Raw genomic sequence first — 23,585 nt, 5'->3', positions numbered from 1 at the left:
TAGGGTTTGGCCGTTGCCGGCCGGCATGAATTCAGGGATGGCTGAGGCCGGCGGCGGCAAAGCGGATCAGGTGTGCCGCGGTCTGCTCACGATGCGTGTGTTCCGTGACATCGCTTTTGCGCTGGATCATGCCGAAGCCGGACATGGCGTGAGTCAGGGCGCCGGTGACTAGGTCCACGCGCCAGTACAGCTCCTCCTTGCTCAGGTGGGGCAGCAGGCGAGCGAATTCGGCGGTGAACTGGCGCATCACATGGCCATAGTTCTCGGACAGGAACTTGCGCAGGGTGTCGTCGTGCTCGGCAAAGGCCCGGGCCAGCACACGCATGAAGAGGGAGCCGTTGCCATCGTGCGAGAGGTCCAGTGCGGGCTTGATAAAGGCGGCCAGCACGTCTTCCAGGGTGGTCTCCTCCTGGCCGGCGATACGGTTCAGGGCGGCCATGCGGCGGCCGTTGAGCTCGTCCAGGCGGCGGCGGAAGACCTCTTCGATGAGGCGGTCCTTGGAGCCGAAGTGGTAGTTCACTGCGGCCAGGTTGACCCCGGCGGCGGCCGTAAGCTGGCGCAGCGAGGCACCATCAAAACCGTGCCTGGCGAAGAGTTCCTCGGCGGAGCTGAGGATGCGTTCCTTGGTCGAATGTGGCGCGCTGTGCAAGTGGGCGGTCCCCGGGTGGCTCGAACAGGAGTCAAACGATCGTTTGAGCATACGTGGGACAAATCCCAAGAGTCAAACGATCGTTTACAACACCCGCGCGCCTGGCTTGCGTATCAGTTAGAATCTGTCAGACTTTCGTGAGCTAAATCCGCGATTCCTTGCTGGATTTGGCCTAATTTGCTGGCTAGTTGTCAGGCCGCCCACTCAAATACCAGTTTTCCCGGAGCAGACCTACCATGGCGCTGGAGCGCACCCTTTCCATCATCAAGCCCGACGCTGTTGCCAAGAACGTGATCGGCGAAATCTACGCTCGTTTCGAAAAGGCTGGCCTCAAGGTCATCGCCGCCAAGATGAAGCAGTTGTCGCGCAAGGAAGCCGAAGGCTTCTACGCTGTGCACCGCGAGCGTCCGTTCTTCAATGCGCTGGTCGAGTTCATGATCTCGGGTCCGGTGATGATCCAGACGCTGGAAGGCGATAACGCCGTGCTCAAGCATCGCGATCTGATGGGTGCCACCAATCCGAAGGAAGCCGCGCCGGGCACCATCCGCGCCGACTTTGCTGATTCCATCGACGCGAACGCTGTGCACGGTTCCGACGCTGCCGAAACGGCCGCTGTCGAGATCGCGTACTTCTTCGCTGCGACGGACGTCCTTTCCCGCTGAGGTTTCGAGTTGTGAATCAGGCTGTGGTCAATCCACCCGAGAAGGTCAACCTGCTCGACTTCGATCGCCAGGGTCTGCGTGATTTCTTCACGCAGATCGGCGAGAAGCCGTATCGCGCCGAGCAGGTGATGAAGTGGATCTACCATCACCTGGAAGACAACTTCGAAAACATGACGGACGTAGGCAAGGCGCTTCGGGCAAAGCTCGAAGCGTCTTGTTATATCGCTCCGCCGAAAACCATGTTTGACAAGGCGGCCGCCGACGGCACACACAAGTGGCTGCTCGGCATGGATGGCGGCAACGCTGTCGAAGCGGTGTATATCCCCGAGCCGACCCGCGGCACGCTGTGCGTGTCTTCGCAGGTGGGTTGCGGCCTGAACTGCCAGTTCTGCTCCACCGCGACGCAAGGCTTCAATCGCAACCTCGCTACGTCCGAGATCATTGGGCAGATGTGGGTGGCGGCAAAATATCTCGGCAACGTCACGCACCAGAACCGCCGCATCACCAACGTGGTGATGATGGGAATGGGCGAGCCGCTGCTGAACTTCGACAACGTCACCAAGGCGATGAGCCTGATGCGCGATGATCTGGGCTTCGGCCTGGCATCCAAGCGCGTCACGCTGTCCACCGCCGGCCTGGTGCCGATGATCGACAAGTTGTCGGAAACCATCGACGTGTCGCTCGCCGTCTCGCTGCACGCCGCGAACGACGAACTGCGTACCGAACTGGTGCCGCTCAACAAGCGTTATCCGATCGCCGAGCTTATGGCGTCCTGCCAGCGCTGGCTGGCACGCAAGCCGCGCACGTCGATCACGTTCGAATACACCTTGATGAAGGGCGTCAACGACCAGCCCGAGCATGCCCGCCAGCTGATCAAGCTGATGCGTCGCATGCCGAACTGCAAGGTCAATCTGATTCCCTTCAACCCATTCCCCGGCACGCGCTTCGAGCGCTCCGACGCCGACACCATTCGCGCCTTCCAGACCCAGCTGCTCAACGCAAATGTGCTGACCATGTTGCGCCGTACCCGCGGTGACGACATCGATGCAGCTTGCGGTCAGTTGAAGGGGCAGGTGCTGGATCGCACGCGTCGCCAGGCCGAATTTCGCAAACGCCTGGACGAAGGTGCGAGTCATGCGGCTTGAACGGATGCTATTGGCGGGCTGTCTTGCCGCATCGTTGGCTGCATGTACGACAACAGGTGGTACTGACAACCCGTTGCCGCGTGCCAGCAAGAGCGACAACGCTCTCGAAGGGGCTCGCGTGCATACCGAGTTGGCGCAGACCTATATGCAGAACGGCGATCTGCAGGGTGCACTGACCAAGCTCAACAAGGCGCTGCAGTTCGATCCCAACTATGTCCCGGCGCATACCGTGATCGCGGTGCTATACGAGCGCATCAACAATCTGCCGGAAGCCGAGCAGCACTACCGCAAGGCCGTAGCGCTGGATCCGTCCAAGGGCGACGCCAACAACAACCTTGGCGCTTTCCTGTGCAAGACGGGCAGGGCGAGCGAGGCGGCGCCGTACTTCCAGAAGGCGGTGGCCGATCCGTTCTATCAGACCCCGGCGCTGGCCTGGACCAATGCTGGACGCTGCCAGCTCGGTAGCGGCGACAACGCGGGCGCCGAAGAGGATTTCCGCAAGGCGCTAACGCTCGACCCGCAGAACGTGGATGCGCTGTACCAGCTCGCCAACGCGCTCTATCTACAGAACGATGCGTTTCGTGCGCGTGCTTTCATCCAGCGCTACGACGCTTTGGGGCAACCCTCTCCGGCCGGGCTCAAGCTCGGCCACGATATTGAATCCCGTCTGGGCAACAAGGATGCTGCCCTTACTTATAGCAGGCGATTGCAAAGCCAGTTCCCGGACTCGGAGCAGGCCCGCGCCATCGACTCATCCGCAAGCCAATGACATCCAAGCAGTCACAGCCTACCGGCCACGATGCCGGTGAAATTGATCTGTTCGATGCGAGCGCAGCAAGCGTGGATAACGCGACCTCGTTGCCGGAGAGTTTTGGCGCGCGTCTGCGTGCCGCGCGCGAGGCACGTGGCCTTGATATCGAGAGTTGCGGCCAGGCGCTGCGTCTCCCGGTGCGCGTGTTGCGCCAGCTCGAGATCGGCGACTACGCAGGCATCGATTACCAGGTTTACCTGGGCGGTTACCTCGCCAAGTATGGCCGTCACGTCGGTGTCGACGAAGCAGCGATCCAGGTCGAGCTGGGACGCCTCAAGCCGGCGGAGCCAACCCTGGTCGCCACCGGTGGCATCTCCCATTCGCGCTACCTGCTCGAACGCTATGCTCGCGCCGCCACGTATGTGGTGCTGACCGCGGCCATCGTGGTGCCGACCATCTGGTTAGGCGTGCGTGGCACGCTGGACCGCGATGTCAGTCATCTGGCCCCACTCGATGCCGCGCCGGTGGCGCAGACTGAAACGGCCCCCGCCGTCGCCAGCAGCACGGGTGCACCTTCCCAGGAGTTGGCTGGGAATACGCAGGCGCCTCCAGCCAAGCCGGCCGTATCCACCGCCGACCAGGATCAGCAGCCGCTGCTGGCGTCGATGGCGCCGTTCCCGTCGCTAGGCAATAGCGACAACACCCCGCCAAAGGACAACGCCAAGCCGGAGTCGATCGGCGAGGGCGCGCACAGCCTGGTGCTCAGCCTGCCCAGCGCCAGCTGGGTCGAAGTGACCGCACAGGATGGTTCACGGCTTGAGTACGGCCTGCTTCAGGCCGGTACCAGCAAGACCTACCGCAGCGACAAGCCGCTGGTGGTACGCATCGGCAATGCCACCGGGGCGCAAGTCACGCTGGATGGCCAGCCGGTCGCTCTCGATGGCTTCCGCCGCGCCAATGTCGCGCATTTCAAGGTGGAATTGCGCGACGGCAAGGCTACGCCGGCTGGCGTGTGATTCCCGCAGCCAGCCCGCAGGCTGGCTGCAATCGGTTATGCTTGTCCTTTGCCCGCATCTAGTGCGCGGGCAAGCGGGCTTGCCCCCATATTTGTATAGAACGTTTGCGACGGAACGGCCGGGTCGAACCTCGGCGAGCATCGTTTCCCCTGAAGGGTGATTGCATGGCATTTGAAGCGTACGACGACTACGAGCAAAGTGAACGCGTACAGAAATGGCTGCGCCAGAATGGCCTGTCCATCGTCGTCGGCGTCGCGATCGGTCTGGTCGGCATCTTTGGCTGGCAGCAGTGGAACCAGCACAAGGCCAATCATCAGGGCGATGCTTCGCAGCTCTACCTGCAGATCCAGAATGCAGCGGCCAGCGGCAAGACGGATACCGCCGAAGCGCTGACCGAAGCGCTGCTCAAGGATTACGCCGACACGCCGTATGCCGTGTTCGCTGCCGGTGACCGCGCGGTGCGCCAGGTCAACAACAAGCAGTTGGACAAGGCACTCGTATCCCTGAACTGGGCCGAGAGCCATGCCCCCGCGAACGAGCTGAAGTCGCTTGTGCAGCTGCGTATTGCGCAGGTGCAGATGGCGCAAGATAAAGCCGCCGACGCCATCGCGACGCTCGATCGCATGGATCCCAAGAGTTATGTGGGCCTGAGTCAGGAACTACGCGGCGACGCACAGGTCAAGCTTGGTCACCCGGATGACGCGCGCAAGGCCTATGAGGCCGCCAAGGCCGCACTGGGCGAGGGCGCGCCGCAAAGCGGCGCCTTGCAGTTGAAACTCGACAATCTGGCTGTGGCCGGGAAGCAGGGTGCATGAAAGCTGGGTTTATGAAGCGCGGAATGATGAAGCGGGCCATGTTGCTCGCGCTGACGTCGGTAGTGGCACTGTCCGGCTGTCATTCGTTCAAGAAAGAAAACGTCCAGCCGCCGACGCCGCTCGACAAGAATTTCAAGCCTACGGCCCAGGTCACTCGTCTGTGGACCAGTAGCGTTGGTGACGGCGCCGGCGAAAGCGGCGTGCGTCTGCGCCCGGCCTTCGCCGACGGCGTGATCTACGCCGCCAGCACGGACGGCAAGATCGCTGCGATGGACGCCACCAGCGGCAAGACCCTGTGGTCCAAGAGTTCCAGCACCAAGGGCTGGTTCGGTTGGGGCGACAAGAAGCGCAAAGACGCGTTCTATGCCGGCGGCCCGGTTGCATCCGGCGACCTGTTGGTGATCGGCACGCTCGACGGCCACGTCTATGGCATCAACGCGAAGGATGGTTCGCCCCGTTGGGAAGCGACCGTCAGTTCGGAAGTGCTGTCGTCGCCGGCCATCGTCAATAACCTTGTGGTCGCCCGTACGGCCGACGGCCGCCTGTACGGTCTCGACAGCACCACCGGCGAGCGCCGCTGGGCTTATGACCAGGGCAGCGTGCCGCTGCTCAGCCTGCGCGGTAATGGTCCGCTGCTGGTCGCCAACGGCGTGATCTTCTTCGGCAGCGACAACGGCAAGCTGGTCGCGCTGCGCCTGGATAACGGCGAGAAGCTGTGGGAACAGAATCTCGCCAGCGGCGAAGGCCGCACCGAGATCGATCGCCTGAACGATGCCGACGGCGGCATCCTGCTTGATGGCAGCACACTGTATGGCGCTGCCTACCACGGTTCGCTCGCCGCGGTGGATGGCCCCAGTGGCCGTCCGTTGTGGGCGCGTCCGTTCTCCACTTTCACCTCGCTGGATATCAACGGCAACGCGATCTACGGCGTCAATGACCAGTCCCAGGTCTGGGCTTTCGACAAGAACGGCGGTGCCGACATGTGGAAGAGCGACGCGCTGAAGTACCGCTGGCTCACCGGGCCGGCCGTGCAGAGCAACTACATCGTGGTTGCCGACATGGAAGGCTATGTGCATTGGCTACAGGGCAGCGACGGCACCATCGCCGCGCGCGAGCGCCTGTCCAAGAAAGCGATTCGCGCCCAGCCGCTGGTAGTGGGCGACACCGTGTATGTCGAAGACGTGAAGGGCCGCATTGGCGCTTACCGTCTCGGCACGCACTGATCGCAAGGAACTATGCGCTCTCATGCTGCCCGTCGTCGCTCTGGTCGGTCGCCCCAACGTCGGTAAATCGACCCTGTTCAACGCGCTGACGCGCAGCCGTGACGCCCTGGTGGCTGATATGCCGGGCGTCACCCGCGACCGCCACTACGGCGTGTGCCGTACCGGTGAACAACCGTTTGTAGTGGTCGATACCGGAGGTCTCTCTGGCGTCGATAACGGCCTGGATGCGCTTACTGCGCAACAGGTTCGTTTTGCCATCGAAGAAGCCCAGGTATTGGTGTTTGTCGTCGATGCGCGCGATGGCCTGCTGCCGCAGGATCGCGCCATCCTTGATGAGTTGCGCCGCAGCGGCAAGCCGATCATCGCTGCAGTCAACAAAACCGATGGTCTCGACGAACAGAATGCACTCGCCGAGTTCGCGGCTTTCGGTCTCGCCTCCACGCTGCCTCTGTCTGCCGCGCATAACCGTGGCACCGAGGAGCTGGTCGCTGCGGTGCTGCCACTGCTGCCCGAAGACGCTCACGAAGAACTGTCGCCGGAAGAGTCGGGCAGCATCCGCGTAGCTATCGTCGGCCGCCCGAACGCAGGCAAGTCCACGCTGATCAATCGCCTGCTCGGTGAAGACCGTTTGATCGTGTCCGAGGTCGCCGGCACCACCCGCGATCCCATCCGCGTTCCGCTGGAGCGCGATGGCAAGCGCTATACCCTGATTGATACAGCCGGCGTGCGCCGCAAGGCGCGCGTCGAAGAGGCTGTCGAGAAATTCAGCGTCATCAAGACGCTGCAGTCGATGGCTGCCGCCCAGGTGGTCGTCGTGATGATCGACGCCCGCGAGAACCTCGCCGACCAGGACTTGACCCTTATCGGTCACGCCGTGGAAGAAGGCCGCGCGCTAGTCATCGCCGTCAACAAGTGGGACGGCATGGACGCGTATCAACGCGAGCAATGCCAGCGTGCACTCGAACGTCGCCTGCAATTTGTCGACTGGGCCAAGAACGTTTTCATTTCTGCGCTGCACGGTTCCGGTTTGCGCGAGCTGATGCGCGCCGTGGTGCGCGCACATGCGTCGGCCACCAAGGAACTGGGCTCGTCCGAACTGACTAAGACGCTGGAGCGCGCCTACGAGGGCTATCAGCCTCCGCTGGTGCGTGGCCATGCGCCCAAGCTGCGTTTCGCCCATCCCGGTGGCAGCAACCCGCCGACCATTGTGATCCACGGCAGCCGTACCAAGCACATCGCGCCTGCTTACCGGCGTTATCTGGAAAACTTCTTCCGCAAGCGATTCCGTCTGGAAGGCACGCCGATCCGCATCGATTTCCGCGACGGCGAAAATCCATACGCTGGCAAGAAGAACGTGCTGACCGAAGGCCAGATGCGCAAGCGCCAGCGCATGATCCGCGAGATGAAGAAGCGCAAGCGCTGATCCGTCGTTTCCGGCGCACCGGGCGTTCGCTCCCGGATCGTCCTAAACTTGCGTCATGACTGAGTCCTTCAATCGCGAGAGCTGGCTCGCCGAGCTGCGCCAGCGGGTGCCCGAGATATCTCCGGCCGAGGCCTTGAGCCGCCAGGCACAAGGCGCGCTGCTGATCGATGTGCGCGAAGACAACGAACGCGCCGAAGGCATGCCGGCCGGCGCGCTGGGGCTGTCACGTGGTTTCCTGGAATTGCGTATAGAGCAGATCGAAGCGGATCGCGACCGCGCCATCCTGGCGTTGTGTGGCAGCGGGCAACGCTCGCTGCTCGCTGCCGAAGCTTTGCAGCGCCTGGGCTACCGCCAGGTGGTTTCCGTGGCCGGTGGCTTTAACCGCTGGAAAGCCGAAGGCTTACCGATAAGCACGGGCGCATTGGATGCCGATGCTGCCGAGCGCTATTCACGCCAGTTGCGCCTGCCTCAGGTGGGCGAGGCAGGGCAGGCGAAGCTCGGCGCGGCGAAGATCGCTTTGCTCGGAGCAGGCGGCCTCGGCGCACCCGCTGCGCTCTATCTCGCCGCGGCCGGCGTCGGTCAGCTGACTTTGATCGACGACGATCGCGTAGAGCGCTCCAACCTGCATCGCCAAGTCATCCACGCCGATGCCCGCGTAGGCATGGCCAAGACCGAGTCCGCTCGCCTGACCCTGACTGCCTTGAACCCGCGGGTGCGTGTCGAAACGCGCGAAGAGCGCCTGCGCGCCGACAACGTCGAGCGCCTGTTGTCAGGGCACGATCTGGTGATCGATGGCGCCGACAATTTTCCCGCCCGCTACCTGGTAGCCGCGGCAACGCGACGCCTTGGCTTGCCCATGGTGTACGGGGCGGTGGAACGCTTCACTGGTCAGGTCAGCGTGTTCGATCCGCGCCGCGCCGATTCGCCGTGTTACCGCTGTCTGTTCCCTGAGCCGCCTTCGGCCGCTGAAGCGCCGAATTGCAGCGAAGCGGGTGTGCTGGGCGTACTTCCCGGCCTGGTCGGCCTGCTGCAAGCGACCGAAGCCTTGAAGCTCATCCTCGATCTCGGCACGCCCTTGGTTGGTCGCTTGCTACACGTCGACGCGCTGGGCATGCGCTTCCGCGAAACCCGTCTGCCGCGCGATCCTGAATGTCCCGGTTGCGGGCATACCGGGGCGTTTACCGGCTACGAGGATATCGCTCAGCTCTGCGCAACCTGAGCGAGATCAGGCGGGATCAGCCCATACACCGCCGCATCTACCGGCGTGTCGCCAATCACCAGCCGATGCCGGGCCACGCCCTCATACACCGCGCCAGCTTTCTCGGCACAGCGCCGGCTCGCAAGATTCTGCTCCGCGCAGACGATCTCCACGCGCACCAGGCCCAGCGTCTCGAAACCGAAGCGGGCGACGATGGGCACTGCGCGAGCTGCGAAGCCTTTGCCTTGCCGCGTGCCGCGTACCCAATAGCCAAGATTGGCGCTACGGTGCTGCCGATCGAACTGATTGAGCCCCATGCCGCCCACCACAGCATGGCTTTCGGTGTCGAATAGCGCAAAGGCAAACAGCTCGCCCTGTTGCCAGCCGGCCTGGGCATGGGCGACCCAGGCTTCACTTTCCTCGCGCGCGTAACCGGCGTGGCACCAGGGCAGCCAACGTCCCACGCTTTCCACGGATTCACTCGCCGCCTCGAACAACGCATCGGCATCGCCAGGCTGCCAGGGGCGCAACACCACAGAGGTGCCAGGCAGGGGGAAGGAGGGCCAGTGATTTTCTTCGCCAGACATGCGATGTCGTTTGTGTGCGTATGGACGAGCCCGGATAATAGGCATCTTTGCAGGCAGGCACGACCATGAGCGCACGGATCATCGACGGCAAACGCATCGCTAAAGAGCTGTTGGACCGTATCGGCCGGCGTGTCGTCGAGCGCAAAGCGCAGGGGTTGTCCGAGCCGGGCCTGGCGGTGGTGCTGGTGGGCAGCGATCCGGCGTCCGCCGTCTACGTGCGCAAGAAGCGCGAAGCCTGCCAGCAGGTCGGTTTCCGCTCCTTCGGTTACGACTTGCCGGCCACCACCAGCCAGGAAGAGCTATTCGCGCTGATTGACCGCCTCAACGCCGATCCCGACATCCACGGCATCCTGGTGCAGTCGCCGCTGCCGGAACATATCGACGAAGACGCCCTGGTCGACCGCATCGATCCGGCCAAGGACGTTGATGGTTTCCAGGCCGTGAATATCGGCCGCCTGGCCCTGCGCCGCTTCGGCCTGCGTCCCTGCACGCCGCGTGGCGTGATGACTCTGCTTGGCCATACCGATCGCCCGGTGCGCGGCCAGCACGCGGTTGTCGTGGGCGTGTCCAATCACGTCGGCCGGCCGCTGTTGCTCGAGTTGCTGATCGCCGGTTGCACCACCACTTGCTGCCATCGCTTTACGCGCGATCTGGAAAGCCATATCCGCCAGGCCGACATCGTCATCGTCGCGGTGGGCAAGCCGGGCCTGATCAAGGGCGAATGGATCAAGCCAGGCGCCGTGGTGATCGACGTGGGCATCAATCGCCTGGACGACGGCCGACTGGTCGGCGACGTTGAATTCGAGCCCGCGGCGAAGCGCGCCAGCTGGATCACGCCGGTTCCTGGCGGCGTCGGCCCGATGACGGTGGCCACGTTGCTGGAGAACACGCTGGAAGCTGCGGAGTCCCGCGGCATCCCGCACAAGGTGGCCTGATCAAGCGCTTTTGTAGCGTTCCGTGCGACGTTCTGTTCACCCGTGACGCTGGCAGCGCCACGGGCGGATGCGTATAATTCCCTCTTTGCAGCGGGACATAATCGCATGCGTATCCTCGCCGAGGCCCTCACCTACGACGACGTGTACCTCGTTCCGGCCCATTCGGCCGTCCTCCCTCGCGACGTGGATACCTCCACGCGGCTGACCCGGAACCTCCGCCTCAATATCCCGATCGTGTCCGCCGCCATGGACACCGTCACCGAGGCGCGCCTCGCCATCACCATGGCCCAGCAGGGCGGCATCGGCATCATCCACAAGAACATGACCGCCGAGCAGCAGGCTGCCGAAGTGCGCCTGGTGAAGAAGTTCGAGGCGGGCGTGATCCGCAGCCCCATCACGGTTGGCCCCAACACCTCCATCCGCGAAGTGCTGCAGCTCACCCGCGCGCACAACATCTCCGGCGTGCCGGTGGTGGATGGCGAGAAGCTGGTCGGCATCGTCACCAGCCGCGACCTGCGCTTCGAGCGCAAGCATGACGACCCGGTGCGCAACATCATGACGCGCCAGGAGAAGCTGGTGACTGTGCGCGAAGGCGCCAGCCAGGACGACGTGCTGCAGCTGCTGCATCAGAACCGCATCGAAAAAGTGCTGGTGGTCAACGACGACTTCCAGCTGCGCGGCCTGATCACCGTCAAGGACATCCAGAAAGCCCGCGACAACCCGCACGCCGCCAAGGACAAGCACGAGCGCCTGCTGGTCGGCGCGGCCGTGGGCGTGGGTGGCGACACCGAGCAGCGCGTTGCCGCGCTGGTCGACGCCGGTGTGGACGTGCTGGTGGTGGATACCGCGCACGGCCATTCGCAGGGCGTGATCGAACGCGCCGCCTGGGTCAAGAAGAACTACTCGCAGGTGCAGGTGATCGCCGGCAACATCGTCACCGGCGAAGCCGCGCGCGCACTGCTGCATGCCGGCGTCGACGCAGTGAAGGTCGGCGTGGGTCCCGGCTCGATCTGCACCACCCGCGTGGTTGCCGGTGTCGGCGTACCGCAGATCACCGCGATCGACCTGGTCGCCACGGCGTTGAAGGACGAGATCCCGCTGATCGCCGATGGCGGCATCCGCTACTCCGGCGATATCCCGAAGGCGCTCGCCGCCGGTGCGTCCACCGTGATGCTCGGCTCGATGTTCGCCGGTACCGAGGAATCCCCCGGCGAGGTGGAGCTGTTCCAGGGCCGCTCCTACAAGAGCTACCGCGGCATGGGTTCGCTTGGCGCGATGGCGCTGGGTTCCAAGGACCGTTACTTCCAGGACGAAGCGGACGCCGACAAGCTGGTGCCGGAAGGTATCGAAGGCCGCGTGCCGTACCGCGGCCCGCTGCGCAACATCATCCATCAGCTGATCGGCGGTTTGCGTGCCTCGATGGGCTATCTCGGTGCCGCCACGGTCGACGATGTGCGCAACAACGCGCAGTTCGTCAAAGTGACTTCCGCCGGCGTCACCGAAGCGCACCCGCATGACATCCAGATCACCAAGGAAGCGCCGAACTACCGGCTCAACTCGTAAGTGATCCCCAGCGCCGGCCCCATGGCCGGCGCTTTGTTTCCATCCGCCGGCGCCTACGGTGCCGGCGGAGCGTTTTCAGAGAACAGGCGCAGGGCAGGGCACTGCCGCGCATCGGAGCCGGACCGTGACCGACATCCATAGCGACAAAATCCTCATCCTCGATTTCGGCGCGCAGTACACCCAGCTGATCGCCCGCCGCATCCGCGAGATCGGCGTGTACTGCGAAATCTGGGCGTGGGACCACGACCCGGCCGAGATCGCCGCGTTCGGCGCCAAGGGCATCATCCTGTCCGGCGGTCCCGAGTCCACCACGCTGCCGGGCGCGCCCAAGGCGCCGCAGGAAGTGTTCGACTCCGGCTTGCCTATCCTTGGCATCTGCTACGGCATGCAGACGCTGGCTGCGCAGCTGGGTGGCGCCACCGAGGCAGCCGACGCGCGCGAGTTCGGCCATGCCGAAGTCGATATCACGCCGGCGAGCTGCCTCTTCGCCGGCCTGAGCGACCATGGCGACAGCCATCGCCTGGACGTGTGGATGAGCCACGGCGATCACGTCGCCAAGGCACCGCCGGGCTTCGTCATCACCGGCACCACCGACCGCATCCCGGTCGCGGTGATGGAGAACGAGGACAAGCGCTGGTACGGCGTGCAGTTCCATCCGGAAGTGACCCACACCAAGCAGGGCACGGCGCTGCTCAAGCGCTTCATCACCGACATCTGCGGCTGCCAGACGCTGTGGACGGCCGCGCACATCATTGAAGACCAGATCGCACGCGTGCGTGCCCAGGTCGGCGAGGATCATGTGCTGCTGGGCCTCTCCGGCGGCGTGGATTCGTCGGTCGTCGCCGCACTGCTGCATCGGGCCATCGGCAAGCAGCTGACCTGCGTCTTCGTCGATACAGGCCTGCTGCGCTGGAAGGAAGGCGACCAGGTGATGGCCACCATGGCCGAACACATGGGCGTGAAGGTAATCCGCGTGAATGCCGCGGAGCGCTACTTCAAGGCACTGGAAGGCGTCGCCGACCCGGAAGCCAAGCGCAAGATCATCGGCCGCCTGTTCGTGGAGATCTTCGACGAGGAATCGGCCAAGGTCACCGCCGCCGGCGACGGTCACGTGAAGTGGCTGGCCCAGGGCACCATCTACCCCGACGTGATCGAGTCGGCCGGCAGCAAGACCGGCAAGGCCCATGTCATCAAGAGCCACCACAACGTCGGCGGCCTGCCGGAGCACATGAAGCTCAAGCTGGTCGAGCCGCTGCGTGAGCTGTTCAAGGACGAGGTGCGCCGTATCGGCGTCGAACTCGGCCTGCCGCGCGAAATGGTCTACCGCCATCCGTTCCCGGGGCCCGGTCTCGGCGTGCGCATTCTGGGCGAAGTGAAGCCCGAGTACGCCGAACTGCTGGCCCGTGCCGACGCCATCTTCATCGAAGAACTGCGCCGCTGGGATCTCTACGACAAGACCAGCCAGGCCTTCGCTGTCTTCCTGCCGGTCAAGTCGGTGGGTGTGGTGGGCGATGCGCGAGCCTATGAATGGGTGATCGCCTTGCGCGCCGTGGAGACCATCGACTTCATGACCGCGCATTGGGCTCACCTGCCGTACGACTTCCTTGGCAAGGTATCCAATCGAATTATCAATGAGTTGCGCGGTGTTTCTCGCGTTGTCTATGACATCAGTGGCAAGCCGCCGGCCACCATTGAGTGGGAATGAGGCTGTGCCTGGCTTTGGCTGCTCTTTGATCCAAGGCCAGGCACGCCACTTTTCTCACGAATATCCTGTAATGCATTGAAATGACGGAAGAACCCATCCAGCCAGCAGCGCCAGTCTTTTCCGAGCAGGACGAGCGCTTCATGCGCCGCGCCCTGCAACTGGCCGCGCATGCTCGCGATGCCGAGAACGAAGTGCCGGTAGGTGCGGTGCTGGTGCTTGGCGACGAGATTGTCGGCCTGGGCTGGAACCGCAACATCACCCTCAACGACCCCACTGCGCACGCCGAGATCCAGGCCTTGCGCGCGGCCGGCGAGAAGCTGGCGAATTACCGCATGACCGGCGCCACCCTCTACGTCACGCTGGAGCCCTGCGCCATGTGCGCCATGGCCCTGGTGCATGCCCGTATAGGCCGCGTGGTCTACGCCGCCACCGATCCCAAGACCGGCGCCGCTGGCAGCGTGTTCGACACCCTGATTTCAGATCGTCACAACCACCGCATCCAGGTGGATGGCGGCCTGCTGGCCGATGAGTCGTCGACCATGCTGCGCGAGTTCTTCCGCTCGCGCCGTTGAGTCCGCACGTGGTGGGCGCTCAACGATCCCAGTAGCGTTCCAACCGCCAAAGCTGCTCCAGCGATGACGCCGCCTTGGTGGAAGAGGCATGGGCCGTGTGCTTCGCCCAGCGTCGGAATGCTTTCAGGTCCTCGTGCCCCTTTGCCTCCGGCAGCCATTCGCGGCAGAGCGCGCGCCCGGTCATGCGGTCGTGCGCCTCGCCCAGGTGTGTCTGCAGTTCGGCCAGTTGATCCAGCCAGTGACGCGTGGCGCGACGGGGGAATAGCGGCTGGAACAGTTCCATGGTGTAGCGGAGTTTCTTGGTGGTGGTGCGCACCCGATGCAGGTGCTTGCGTCCATCTTCCAGCCGTTCCGCGCGCTTATGCAGCTGATGGAGGCGGGCTTCGATCAACCCGGCACCGAGCTGGCGCAACGCTTTGTCCGCCATGGGGGCGTGGGTTTCGCGCCAGGTTCGGAATGCGCGCAGCGGTGCTGTCAGCGGTGCATGCCGCAGGCCATCGACCGCTTGCCGATGCAGTTCGGCGCGGCGCGTCTCCAAGGCTTGCAGCCATGCACCATCGAAGCGCCCCTCGGCCACGAAGGCGGGCAGTGTTTCGTCCAGCAGAATATCGATATCGCGCGCTTCGCCCGTCGCATTGCGAAAGACTTTGAGCTGCTCGATCAACGCCTGCGGGTCGTCACCGCCAAGCGCCTGCGCCACGCGGTCGAGCGTGGCGGTGATGCGGCGCAGCCCGACGCGCCAGGCATGCAGGGCTTTGGGCTGATAGTTCCGCAGCAGCTCGGCGCGGGCGCTTTCCGCTTTATGCAGATAGCCCTCATAAGCGTCGCACAAGGCCTCGAAAGCCTCGCCGGAAGGCACGCGTCGCTTGGGCGGTACCGGGTGCGTGGCGGACTGGTCTTGTGGGGTCAGATGCATAAGTTCGACTCGGAAAACTGCGGACGGGCGTGGCTGCGGCTTCCACGCCGCTAGCTTTAACCGAAGCGCTCACACGCTTCTTGATGCAGATCAGGACGAACGCTCCAGCGCAGTTACCCGCGCCGGGCTACCTACTTTGCTACAAAAACGACGGTCCCGCGAGCTATCTCAGCCAACCAGGGCCAGGGCGTCGGCCACTGGCTGCTCGATTTTCAGGCTGAACAGCCCGTCGGCCCGGGTTCGGCCCCGGTTGACGGCGGCGATGGGCTTGCCCGCCTTGGCCGCCGCATTCACGAAACGGAAGCCGGAAAACACCATCAACGACGAACCGGCCACCAGTACCGCATCCGCGGCCGCCAGACCGTGCATGGCCGCTTCCACCCGTTCGCGCGGCACTCCTTCGCCGAAAAACACCACGTCCGGTTTGAGGATGCCGCCACACATCGGGCAGGGCGGGATCACGAACAGGGAGAAGTCATGCCCGTCCAGGTCGGCATCACCATCCGGCGCGTCGGTCGCTTCCAGCACGGCCCAGGCCGGGTTGCGGTGTTCCAGTTCTCGCTGGAAATCCTGACGCGGCATGAGTTGCCCGCAATCCATGCAACGCACCTGATCCAGCCGGCCGTGCAGGTCGATCACGTGCTGGCTGCCGGCCGCCTGATGCAGGCGATCCACGTTCTGCGTCAGCAGCACTTCCACGTGTCCGGCCGCTTCGAGCCGGGCCAGCGCGAGATGCGCGGCGTTGGGGCGCGCCAGAGAAAAACGCCGCCAGCCAACCAGGCTGCGCGCCCAATAACGCTGCCGTGTACGCAGTTCACCCATGAAGGCCTGGAAGGTCACCGGTTGCGGACGCTTCCAGCCGCCATCTTTATCTCGATAGTCGGGAATACCCGAGTCGGTGCTGACACCAGCACCCGTCAGCACGAACAGCCGTCGATGGCTTTCGATGAAGTCATGCAGTCGTTGCCGGTCCTGTTCCAGCGCGGCGGTATTGGCCAAGCCAACAGACGAAGGCATCACATCGGCGCTCATGAATGCACCCTCAGGCCGCGGTCCGCAGGCCAAGTTCGCTTACTGCTTCCGCGATGCCATCGGCGCCTTGCACTTGTACGACGCGCGGCGAGCTGGCTGCGAAATCCGTATCCGCCTCGTGCGCCCAGGTCACGTGGTAAGGCATGTACACGCCCCAGCCGCCCAATGCCACCACCGGCGCGATATCCGAGCGTAGCGAGTTGCCGACCATCGCGAAGCATCCCGCGTCGATGCCGAACTCGCCCAGCACGCGGCGATAAGCGCGCTCGTCTTTCTCCGACACGATCTCGATGCGATGAAACAGATCGGCCAGGCCGGAGCTCTCCACTTTCTGTTCCTGATGAAACAGGTCACCCTTGGTGATCAGCACGATCTTGTATCGCGCCGCTACGGCCTCGATCGCTTCACGGATACCCGGGAGCAGCTTCACCGGATGCGACATCACATGCTTGCCGATACCGATGATGCGATGCAGGTCAGCGGCGCTGATGCGTGAGCCGGTGATCTCGATCGCCGCTTCCAGCAGCGACAGGGTCATGCCCTTGGCGCCATAGCCGAACAGCTTGATATTGCGCCGCTCGGTAGCGAGCAGGCGATCGTGCAGACGCAGGTTGCCCAAGTCCACATAGCGGCCCACGATCTGTTCGAACTCGGCGTGCGCTTCCTGGTAATAGCCCTCGCTGTGCCACAGCGTGTCGTCGCCGTCGAAACCCACAAGCTCAATCACGTAAACCATCCCGTTCGCTCAACAAGAACGCACACGATAACGCAGGAGCCGTAGCGGCGGCGCTGCGTCAATCCGATCATGACGCGCTGCAGCATCCGCGTTTACAATGTGCGGGTGCGCCGTTGCCGCACGCCATCTTCGATGTACTCATGAGCCAGGCTGCTTCCGCTGAGTCGACCCACGACCAGCGCTCTCGCGTGATGGTGCCCATCCTCAGCACCGTCGCCTTCACCTTTGTCACCTATCTGACCATCGGCCTCTCGCTGGCGGTGCTGCCGGGCTTCGTGCACAACCGGCTTGGCTATGGCGCCATGCTGGCCGGCCTCGCCATCAGCGTGCAGTACGTGGCGACACTGATCAGCCGCCCCCACGCCGGCCGCATGGCCGACACCCTTGGACCCAAACGCACGGTGCTGACCGGCCTGAGCATGTGCGCCGCCAGCGGCGTGTTCCTGTTGCTGGGTGCGTTGGCTGCGGGGCATGCCGCGCTCAGCCTTGGCCTGATTTTGATTGGACGCCTGGCGCTCGGTTGTGCGGAAAGCTGCGTGGGCACGGGCTCCATTGCCTGGGGCATGGGGCAGGTGGGTCATCAGCACACCGCCCGCGTGATTTCCTGGAACGGCGTTGCCACCTATGGCGCACTGGCCGCAGGCGCGCCGCTCGGCGTGTGGCTGGAAGGCCAGTTCGGTTTCGTCGCCATCGGCGCGATGACGTTCGCGCTGATGTTGATCGCGCTTCCCTTGGCACGCCTGAAGCGCGCAACCGCCGTGGCGGCCGGTGAGCGCGCGCCATTCCTGCACGTCGCCGCGCGTGTGGTGCCCTACGGCATGGGCCTTGCGCTGGGTTCCATCGGCTTCGGCTGCATCGCGACCTTTATCACCTTGTTCTATGCCGCGCATCAATGGCAGGGCGCGGCGCTGACCCTGAGTGTGTTTGGTGTGATGTTCACCTGCGTGCGCTTCGTCTTCAGCCGCACCATCAACTGGTGGGGCGGGTACTACGTGGCGATGGTGTCGTTCGCCTTTGAGGCGGTCGGTTTGCTGATGCTGTGGCAGGCTAGCGGCGCCTTCATGGCGACGATTGGCGCTGCCATCGCCGGCCTGGGTTTTTCGCTGATCTTTCCGGCACTCGGTGTCGAAGCCGTCAATCGTGTTCCCGCCCACAGCCGCGGCTCCGCGCTGGGCGTGTACTCGGTCTTTCTCGATGTGGCGATGGCGATCACCGGACCGGTAGGCGGCTGGATCGCCGGCGGCATGGGCTTCGGCATCGTCTATGCCCTGGCCGCCGTGGCGGCGATGCTCGCCGTGGTGCTGACCTTGCTGTTGCGGCTGCGCACCGGCCCCGGGCTCGCGTAGCGCGTCGCGCGCAGTCCGACGCTGTCGCTATTAGTTCACGCCGATCAAGGCGTTCGGATCGCCTTGGAGAAGTCCGCATCAGACGGACTGTTTCTTGCCTTGTCGGTAATCCGCGCACGCTGGCGAAGCTGCTCCACCGGGATGCTCGTATCCACCGCGCCGACCTTGTGCAGGTACTCCGGCAGATAGCCGGTCATCAGCAGGCGGATATCCCAGGGCAGGCCCGGGTCGATTTTCTTGGCCATGCCGTAGACCAGCGTGGTGCAGTTCGACGCGATCGTGTTGTAGAACGCCGGCGTCTCGACCAGTTCATCCGCCGTTCGCACATAGGAGAGGAACAGCGCGCGCATCGCGGGTTTGTCCATGCGCAGCGGATAGAGGTAGTCGTCCTCGCCACGGACATTGGTACGGACCCGGATGATGTCGTTCTCATCGGCAGCGACCAGGATCGTCTCGAACTGCCGGAAGAACCCGCCGATTGACGAGAACTGCTCGCCACGCTTCTTGCGGATCTCCACCGAGAAAACCACATGGCGGCCATCGTCGAAGCCGAACGAAATCATCGCGTGCGCGATAGCCGGGCTCCCCCAGTACGACAGCACGGCGTCCGCCGAGGCCAGGTGGTCCAGATCGTAGCTGCGGGTTTCCCAGTGGATGTCGTAGTCGTCATCCGTGCGCCAGTGGAAGTTGCGCACATTAGTGAGCGTCACCAGGCTGCCCGTCACCTGGCCGGACAGCAGATGGGACACATCGTCGGCCCAGACGCGGTTATTGGACGGAACCAGCGTTGACCACCAGCCCAGCAGCGCCACATACATCAGGACGTAGATACCCAGCGGGAGCCAGCTGTGCCGCAACACCGCGAACACCACCAGCACGATCACGGCAACCGACCACAGCACGCTGCCCGTCGCCTGCACGGCCGTTCCTCCCGGCAGGCGATACCAGAGCGCCAGGGCGCCCCATACACCAGAGGCGAAGGTGACGAGCCCCAGCAAGGCGATCATTACGACCCGGCCAAACTGCCGGTATTTCTTGGTCATCGTGTTTCCGCCGGGCGTCCATTCAAGGGTGCAAGCCTGCAGCTTTGCTCGCCCGATGACAACGCAGGATGGTGGCAAGCCGGAACCGGGGTGACCGTTTGTGAGCCGTTTGGCGGAGTACGCCGGGAGCCGTGGCGGCGTCACCCGGCATGGCTACAATCGCAGCCTCGACTCCCCACGGTGGACCGCTCGCACGATGAACCACGGAAAGTGCGTCTGGATAGTGCGATGCGTTCTGCTGGCTGGGCTGCTTTGCCTCAACGCCTGCGCCATGGTGGGGGTCAGCCGCATCAAGCTGCACGAGTCGGTCAATGAGCGGCGCGGCGATGTGATCGGCACCGGCAGATTGAGCGACCGCAGCGTGCAGTCGCTCAACGTGGTGGCACTGAACGCCGATGATTGCGAGCGTGCGTTCGACGCCTGCGTGGAGACGGTGCTGCACTCATCGGGACTCACCGACGAGCAGCGGCTGTCGGCGCTCTCCGAACTCTGGCTGGCGCGGGCGATCCGCAGCGACCGCTCGAAGATCGACGCGGAGATGAGCGACCAGACTCTCGATGCCTTTCTGCAGGCTGGGCGCTACGCCTATGCCTACCTCTTCTATACCAAGCGCCAGCCGTCCGAACGCTCCTTCGAGCTGCGCCAGGTGCAGGTGATCGGCTTCTACAATTTTTCGGTGCAGCGCGTGGTGACGCGCTTCTTCCAGGAACTGCCGCACCTGGACAAGCAATGGACCCAGACGCAGCTGGCCGGCTGGACGGTCATGCGGCCCGAGGCCGGTCCGAAGTCAGTCGAAAGCACGGCGGAACCGACAGAACCGGTGGAGCTGCTTTCCGCCTCCACGCTGCGTTTCAACGGACTGCGCAATGTCTACCGGCGCGACGGCTTTGGTTCCGAGTTCGTGGCCGTCGCTCCACCAGACAAACCCGACAACGACGTGCCATGGCGCGAACCCGACTACGCGTCGATGACCGGCGCCCTGTTGTTTGACGGCACCACCTTGAACGACGTACTCGCCACGCGTCAGGTCCGTGTGCTGGTCAGGGACCCGTATCGCGACGACTCGGTCACCGTTGCCGGCCGTGAAGTGCCGCTGGCCGCCAACTTCACCGCGGCCTACGGTGTGTGGCTGGCGCGCTCGGGGTTTGCCAGCCAGTCGATCCGCTCCTTGCTGGGCAGGGAAGGCGGTATCAAGACACCACGCGTTTTCCTGATGCAGCCTTACGACCCCAATCGCATGACAGTGATCATGCTGCACGGTCTGGCCAGCAGCCCCGAGGCATGGATCAACGTGTCGAACGAAGTGATGGGTGACGCCGAACTGCGCCGCAACTATCAGGTGTGGGAAATCTATTACCCGACTAACGCGCCCATTGCCGTCAACCTCGCCAACATCCGCAAGGCGCTGGACACCACCTTCCGCCACTTCGACCCCAGCGGCAAAGCGCGCGCGTCGAACAACGTCGTATTGATCGGCCACAGCATGGGCGGCGTCATCGCGCGCCTGCTGGTGTCGTCCAGCGGCGACCGACTCTGGAGCGTGATTCCCACCCGCGCCGATCTGTCGCCAGCCAAGAAAGCGCGGTTGCGCGAACGCCTGTCCCCGTACCTGCAATTCACGCCCATGCCCCAGGTGACTCGGGCAGTATTTCTCGCTTCGCCGCAGCGGGGCACGCCTTATGCGCAGCACACCCTGGCGCGCTGGTTCGGCAACCTGATCCGTCTGCCAGCCAACGTCATCAAGGAAGTCGCCAGCGTTTCCGACCTGATCAAAGGCGATTCGGAAAGCAGCACGCCGATGCGCATCCCGAACAGCATCGACAACCTGAGCGACAAAGATCCCTTCATTATGGCCGCGGCCGATCTGCCAATGTCGCCGGCCGTGCGCTATCACACCATCGTCGGCGTCTACACTCCGCCGGGGCCGCTGATCGACAGCAGCGATGGCGTGGTGCCTTATCGCAGCGCACACCTGGACGGTGCAGAGTCCGAGCTCGCCATACCGTCATGGCATAGCGTGCAGGAAACGCCAGCCGCCATTCTGGAGTTGCGCCGGATTCTTCGGCTGCACACGGCGGCCCACAGTACCGCCGTGTCATGGTCTAGCGAGAAGAGTCCTTCACGGAATGTTGCAGCAACAGCAAATAGCTGGCTGCCGACCAACTGAAGTTGCGCGATTGATAGCCGGTGCCCGTCAGCGGGTCGTAGTTTTCATAGAACGGCGCTTGCTGCGTGAGCCCTTTGGCCCGAAGCACCAAGCGGCGGGCCATGTCATCGGCCTGCCGTTCGTGGCCATAACGCCTTAGCGCTTCGACGCCGAAATAGGCTTGGTCGAGCCACACCGGACCGCGCCAATAACCCTTGATCGGCGCGAACCGGGGATCGTCCGCGGCAAGGGTAGGGAAGGGCATGACCGTCGCGAACTTCTTCGGATCGAGCATCACACGAATCACTGATTCCGCCTGGTCGGCGCTCGCCACACCTGCCCACAACGGCGCCCAACCTTCCGAACCGAATATGCGCACACGTTCGTCCCGGCCCAGCCTGGCATCGAAGAAATAGCCAAGCGCCGGATCGAACATCCGCGTCTGGATCGGTGTCTTCATTGCCGCGGCTTCGGCCAGCCAGCGCTGCTGATCCTGCGTCTTGCCGAGGATGGCCGCGACCGCGGCGAGGTCGAGCTTTTCCCGATAGAGATAGGCGTTGAGGTCGACCGACTCCTGATCCATCGACCAGGCGCCGTCGCCATTCTTGAGCATGGCGACGGTGTCGAAGCGGACCGCGTTGTCCATGCCGCTTTCCCACGCCGCAGCGATTCGGGTGCCATCGGTCGAACCAAACTCGGCCAGTCCGTTGTGATCGTGATCGCGCGCTGTGAACCACCAGCGGTGATAGCGCACCAGATTGTCGTACAGGTCGGCCAGAAAGGCCTTGTCGCCATCGGCGCGATAGAGCTCCAGCGCCGCCCATACCGCCAGGGGCGGCTTGCTGTCACGCCAGTTGTTGTTCGCCTTATCCAGATAGACGCAGTCCGGAACCATGCCGTCAGCGGCCTGGTAGTCGAACATCGCAAGTATCTGTTCGCGCGCAAGCTTCGGCGCAAAGTGCGCCAGCGCCGCCGCGTGCTTCCACGAATCCCAGGCCCAGAAGCCATTGAAATCGGGATTGGAGTAAGAGGGGATCACGCCGTCGTGATGCATGTCGCCACGCGCTGCGCGCCAGTTGCCCAGCAGAGTCACCATGGCCTTGACGGCCACCCGGCGTACGACGTCATCGGACAAGCCGGGAAGGCGAGTCGATGCGGCGGACTTCAGATAGCCAGCCCAGCGCTCGCGATTCCTGATCCATGCAGTGGCGTAGTCAACCGGCGGCGGTGTCTCCGCGCGAGAGTCATAGATCAGCGTCTGCTCAACAAAGACCGTGGCGGCCTGATGAGGTTTCAGATGCAGGGGCTGCTCCAGGCTGATCCGGTAATTTGCACCCGACAGCGTGACGTGCTGTGCCGGCGCCCCATCCATGTGAAGCCGTGTGCTGAGCTTCGAGTTTGAATGGGCGAAGGTTTGCGTCACCGTATCGCCGTTTTGGTCGAGCCGTGCGTTGTCGGTGGACATCGCACGGCCGAGTACGGAGAGATTCACGTCCTGCGCTTTCGCCGCGATCAGCTCCACGCGCACCAGTGCGTGCCAGGAGTCGGCAAAGAACAGAGTCTGGCGCACAGTCAGATCCAGTCCGGAAAAAACGCGAACGAGATAGCCCGGTGCCGCATGGCTTTCAGCCGGGACCAGGGTCATGTCCTGCTCGCTCGCGACATCCCTCAGCGCCAGGGCAGCGAAGCGCGCGCCGGCCCATTGCCCCTCAGACAGGCTATGCACAAAAGGCCCGGAAAATCCCGTTTCCCGATCATCCGTCAGCGGCAAGCTATAGCCGTGCCACGCGCCAGCGTCAAAAAAGATATTGAAGCTTCGGTCCGTCGGCGTGTTCGGCGAGCCGTGCATGTCGAGCAGATCGACATAGGCCGCGCCATTCCGGTCAACAGATGATTCGGCCCGTACTCTCCCGCCGTGGATGCCGAAGCCGATGCAGGCCGCAGCCACGATCATGGATTTGACGGATGGATACATGGTGTGTCGTTCCCTGGCTCGGTAGCGTGTCGGAGACGAATGGTACGCATAACGCGAGCCTCATGGGCGCTGGCCCGGTAGGAGCTCTTGGCCTGTCGTTTGTGCGGAAGCAACAACAAGGTTTGCTTATATTGCTGTGGACTGCGT

Annotated in this window: 21 protein-coding genes; 14 read left to right on the top strand and 7 right to left on the bottom strand. The window is 63.8% G+C overall.

All coding sequences use genetic code 11. The annotated features are described in order from the left end of the window. Positions 1–31: 31 nt before the first annotated feature. On the bottom strand, positions 32–700 hold the full coding sequence (locus tag ISS97_RS17935) for a TetR/AcrR family transcriptional regulator (RefSeq protein WP_379983229.1): 669 nt from the start codon (positions 698–700) through the stop codon (positions 32–34). Between the two features lie 185 nt (positions 701–885). Between ISS97_RS17935 and ndk the strand changes: the two genes are divergently transcribed. From ndk to moeB, 8 genes are all read left to right on the top strand, one after another. Continuing rightward, positions 886–1,311 carry a nucleoside-diphosphate kinase gene (gene ndk / locus ISS97_RS17930; protein ID WP_379983230.1) on the top strand — a complete coding sequence of 142 codons (426 nt, stop codon included), beginning with the start codon at positions 886–888 and terminating at the stop codon, positions 1,309–1,311. Positions 1,312–1,322: 11 nt separating this feature from the next. Continuing rightward, positions 1,323–2,456 (top strand): 23S rRNA (adenine(2503)-C(2))-methyltransferase RlmN, encoded by a 1,134-nt coding sequence (rlmN, locus tag ISS97_RS17925; RefSeq protein WP_379983231.1) that lies wholly within the window; start codon positions 1,323–1,325, stop codon positions 2,454–2,456. Continuing rightward, positions 2,446–3,225, top strand: coding sequence for a type IV pilus biogenesis/stability protein PilW (pilW, locus tag ISS97_RS17920; RefSeq protein WP_379983232.1), 780 nt, complete (start codon positions 2,446–2,448; stop codon positions 3,223–3,225). Before rlmN ends, pilW begins: the two co-directional genes overlap by 11 nt. Further along, a complete protein-coding gene (locus ISS97_RS17915; protein WP_379983233.1) occupies positions 3,222–4,223 on the top strand; it encodes a RodZ domain-containing protein in 1,002 nt (333 codons plus the stop codon). The genes pilW and ISS97_RS17915 overlap by 4 nt, the downstream gene beginning before the upstream one ends. 164 nt (positions 4,224–4,387) lie before the next feature. After that, positions 4,388–5,038, top strand: a complete 651-nt coding sequence (locus ISS97_RS17910; protein WP_379983234.1) for a YfgM family protein — start codon at positions 4,388–4,390, stop codon at positions 5,036–5,038. 23 nt (positions 5,039–5,061) lie between these two features. After that, entirely contained in the window at positions 5,062–6,261 is a 1,200-nt protein-coding gene (bamB, locus tag ISS97_RS17905; protein ID WP_379983737.1) for an outer membrane protein assembly factor BamB, read from the top strand. Between the two features lie 22 nt (positions 6,262–6,283). Beyond that, positions 6,284–7,684 (top strand): ribosome biogenesis GTPase Der, encoded by a 1,401-nt coding sequence (gene der / locus ISS97_RS17900; RefSeq protein WP_379983235.1) that lies wholly within the window; start codon positions 6,284–6,286, stop codon positions 7,682–7,684. A gap of 55 nt (positions 7,685–7,739) precedes the next feature. Beyond that, the gene (moeB, locus tag ISS97_RS17895) at positions 7,740–8,903 is read left to right on the top strand and encodes a molybdopterin-synthase adenylyltransferase MoeB (protein WP_379983236.1); all 1,164 of its coding nucleotides are present in this window, start codon (positions 7,740–7,742) and stop codon (positions 8,901–8,903) included. On the opposite strand, the gene ISS97_RS17890 is transcribed toward moeB, so the two are convergent. Next, positions 8,885–9,469, bottom strand: a complete 585-nt coding sequence (locus tag ISS97_RS17890; protein ID WP_379983237.1) for a GNAT family N-acetyltransferase — start codon at positions 9,467–9,469, stop codon at positions 8,885–8,887. The genes moeB and ISS97_RS17890 overlap by 19 nt on opposite strands. 65 nt (positions 9,470–9,534) lie before the next feature. Here ISS97_RS17890 and folD point away from each other — a divergent pair, with 65 nt between their 5' ends. The 4 genes from folD (at position 9,535) to tadA (ending at position 14,244) form a co-directional block, all read left to right on the top strand. After that, positions 9,535–10,404 carry a bifunctional methylenetetrahydrofolate dehydrogenase/methenyltetrahydrofolate cyclohydrolase FolD gene (folD, locus tag ISS97_RS17885; protein ID WP_379983238.1) on the top strand — a complete coding sequence of 290 codons (870 nt, stop codon included), beginning with the start codon at positions 9,535–9,537 and terminating at the stop codon, positions 10,402–10,404. A gap of 105 nt (positions 10,405–10,509) precedes the next feature. Next, positions 10,510–11,967: an IMP dehydrogenase gene (gene guaB / locus ISS97_RS17880; protein WP_379983239.1), complete on the top strand. Its 1,458-nt coding sequence runs from the start codon at positions 10,510–10,512 to the stop codon at positions 11,965–11,967. A 124-nt stretch (positions 11,968–12,091) separates the two neighbouring features. Next, positions 12,092–13,672: a glutamine-hydrolyzing GMP synthase gene (guaA, locus tag ISS97_RS17875; protein ID WP_379983240.1), complete on the top strand. Its 1,581-nt coding sequence runs from the start codon at positions 12,092–12,094 to the stop codon at positions 13,670–13,672. A gap of 80 nt (positions 13,673–13,752) precedes the next feature. Then, positions 13,753–14,244, top strand: coding sequence for a tRNA adenosine(34) deaminase TadA (gene tadA, locus ISS97_RS17870; RefSeq protein ID WP_379983241.1), 492 nt, complete (start codon positions 13,753–13,755; stop codon positions 14,242–14,244). 19 nt (positions 14,245–14,263) lie between these two features. Here the strand turns inward: tadA and ISS97_RS17865 are convergent, their stop codons facing one another. From ISS97_RS17865 to ISS97_RS17855, 3 genes are all read right to left on the bottom strand, one after another. Beyond that, positions 14,264–15,160 carry a CHAD domain-containing protein gene (locus ISS97_RS17865; protein ID WP_379983242.1) on the bottom strand — a complete coding sequence of 299 codons (897 nt, stop codon included), beginning with the start codon at positions 15,158–15,160 and terminating at the stop codon, positions 14,264–14,266. Positions 15,161–15,328: 168 nt separating this feature from the next. Continuing rightward, the gene (locus ISS97_RS17860; protein WP_379983738.1) at positions 15,329–16,177 is read right to left on the bottom strand and encodes an NAD-dependent protein deacetylase; all 849 of its coding nucleotides are present in this window, start codon (positions 16,175–16,177) and stop codon (positions 15,329–15,331) included. Between the two features lie 25 nt (positions 16,178–16,202). Beyond that, positions 16,203–16,928: an HAD family hydrolase gene (locus ISS97_RS17855; protein WP_379983243.1), complete on the bottom strand. Its 726-nt coding sequence runs from the start codon at positions 16,926–16,928 to the stop codon at positions 16,203–16,205. A 140-nt stretch (positions 16,929–17,068) separates the two neighbouring features. Between ISS97_RS17855 and ISS97_RS17850 the strand changes: the two genes are divergently transcribed. Next, positions 17,069–18,274, top strand: coding sequence for an MFS transporter (locus ISS97_RS17850; RefSeq protein ID WP_379983244.1), 1,206 nt, complete (start codon positions 17,069–17,071; stop codon positions 18,272–18,274). 44 nt (positions 18,275–18,318) lie between these two features. On the opposite strand, the gene ISS97_RS17845 is transcribed toward ISS97_RS17850, so the two are convergent. Then, positions 18,319–19,317, bottom strand: a complete 999-nt coding sequence (locus tag ISS97_RS17845) for an Lnb N-terminal periplasmic domain-containing protein (RefSeq protein WP_379983245.1) — start codon at positions 19,315–19,317, stop codon at positions 18,319–18,321. A 271-nt stretch (positions 19,318–19,588) separates the two neighbouring features. Here ISS97_RS17845 and ISS97_RS17840 point away from each other — a divergent pair, with 271 nt between their 5' ends. Further along, entirely contained in the window at positions 19,589–21,484 is a 1,896-nt protein-coding gene (locus tag ISS97_RS17840; RefSeq protein ID WP_404580153.1) for an esterase/lipase family protein, read from the top strand. On the opposite strand, the gene ISS97_RS17835 is transcribed toward ISS97_RS17840, so the two are convergent. Then, positions 21,420–23,438, bottom strand: coding sequence for an MGH1-like glycoside hydrolase domain-containing protein (locus ISS97_RS17835; RefSeq protein WP_379983247.1), 2,019 nt, complete (start codon positions 23,436–23,438; stop codon positions 21,420–21,422). The two genes, ISS97_RS17840 and ISS97_RS17835, sit on opposite strands and share 65 nt — an antisense overlap. Positions 23,439–23,585: the final 147 nt, after the last annotated feature.

Source organism: Dyella koreensis, from assembly GCF_044904565.1.
Classification (GTDB): Bacteria; Pseudomonadota; Gammaproteobacteria; order Xanthomonadales; family Rhodanobacteraceae; genus Dyella_D; species Dyella_D koreensis.
The sequence above is the reverse complement of the archived record's forward strand: the minus strand, read 5'-3'. Positions and strand labels throughout refer to the sequence as shown.

Coding starts and splice junctions, on each gene's coding strand:
- ISS97_RS17860 (WP_379983738.1), bottom strand. CDS start 16,177: ATGCCTTCGTCTGTTGGCTTGGCCAATACCGCCGCGCTGGAACAGGAC.
- ISS97_RS17840 (WP_404580153.1), top strand. CDS start 19,589: ATGGTGGGGGTCAGCCGCATCAAGCTGCACGAGTCGGTCAATGAGCGG.
- ISS97_RS17890 (WP_379983237.1), bottom strand. CDS start 9,469: ATGTCTGGCGAAGAAAATCACTGGCCCTCCTTCCCCCTGCCTGGCACC.
- ISS97_RS17910 (WP_379983234.1), top strand. CDS start 4,388: ATGGCATTTGAAGCGTACGACGACTACGAGCAAAGTGAACGCGTACAG.
- ISS97_RS17935 (WP_379983229.1), bottom strand. CDS start 700: ATGCTCAAACGATCGTTTGACTCCTGTTCGAGCCACCCGGGGACCGCC.
- guaB (WP_379983239.1), top strand. CDS start 10,510: ATGCGTATCCTCGCCGAGGCCCTCACCTACGACGACGTGTACCTCGTT.
- der (WP_379983235.1), top strand. CDS start 6,284: ATGCTGCCCGTCGTCGCTCTGGTCGGTCGCCCCAACGTCGGTAAATCG.
- pilW (WP_379983232.1), top strand. CDS start 2,446: ATGCGGCTTGAACGGATGCTATTGGCGGGCTGTCTTGCCGCATCGTTG.
- ISS97_RS17835 (WP_379983247.1), bottom strand. CDS start 23,438: ATGTATCCATCCGTCAAATCCATGATCGTGGCTGCGGCCTGCATCGGC.
- bamB (WP_379983737.1), top strand. CDS start 5,062: ATGATGAAGCGGGCCATGTTGCTCGCGCTGACGTCGGTAGTGGCACTG.
- ISS97_RS17915 (WP_379983233.1), top strand. CDS start 3,222: ATGACATCCAAGCAGTCACAGCCTACCGGCCACGATGCCGGTGAAATT.
- ISS97_RS17865 (WP_379983242.1), bottom strand. CDS start 15,160: ATGCATCTGACCCCACAAGACCAGTCCGCCACGCACCCGGTACCGCCC.
- moeB (WP_379983236.1), top strand. CDS start 7,740: ATGACTGAGTCCTTCAATCGCGAGAGCTGGCTCGCCGAGCTGCGCCAG.
- ndk (WP_379983230.1), top strand. CDS start 886: ATGGCGCTGGAGCGCACCCTTTCCATCATCAAGCCCGACGCTGTTGCC.
- ISS97_RS17845 (WP_379983245.1), bottom strand. CDS start 19,317: ATGACCAAGAAATACCGGCAGTTTGGCCGGGTCGTAATGATCGCCTTG.
- ISS97_RS17855 (WP_379983243.1), bottom strand. CDS start 16,928: ATGGTTTACGTGATTGAGCTTGTGGGTTTCGACGGCGACGACACGCTG.
- folD (WP_379983238.1), top strand. CDS start 9,535: ATGAGCGCACGGATCATCGACGGCAAACGCATCGCTAAAGAGCTGTTG.
- ISS97_RS17850 (WP_379983244.1), top strand. CDS start 17,069: ATGAGCCAGGCTGCTTCCGCTGAGTCGACCCACGACCAGCGCTCTCGC.
- tadA (WP_379983241.1), top strand. CDS start 13,753: ATGACGGAAGAACCCATCCAGCCAGCAGCGCCAGTCTTTTCCGAGCAG.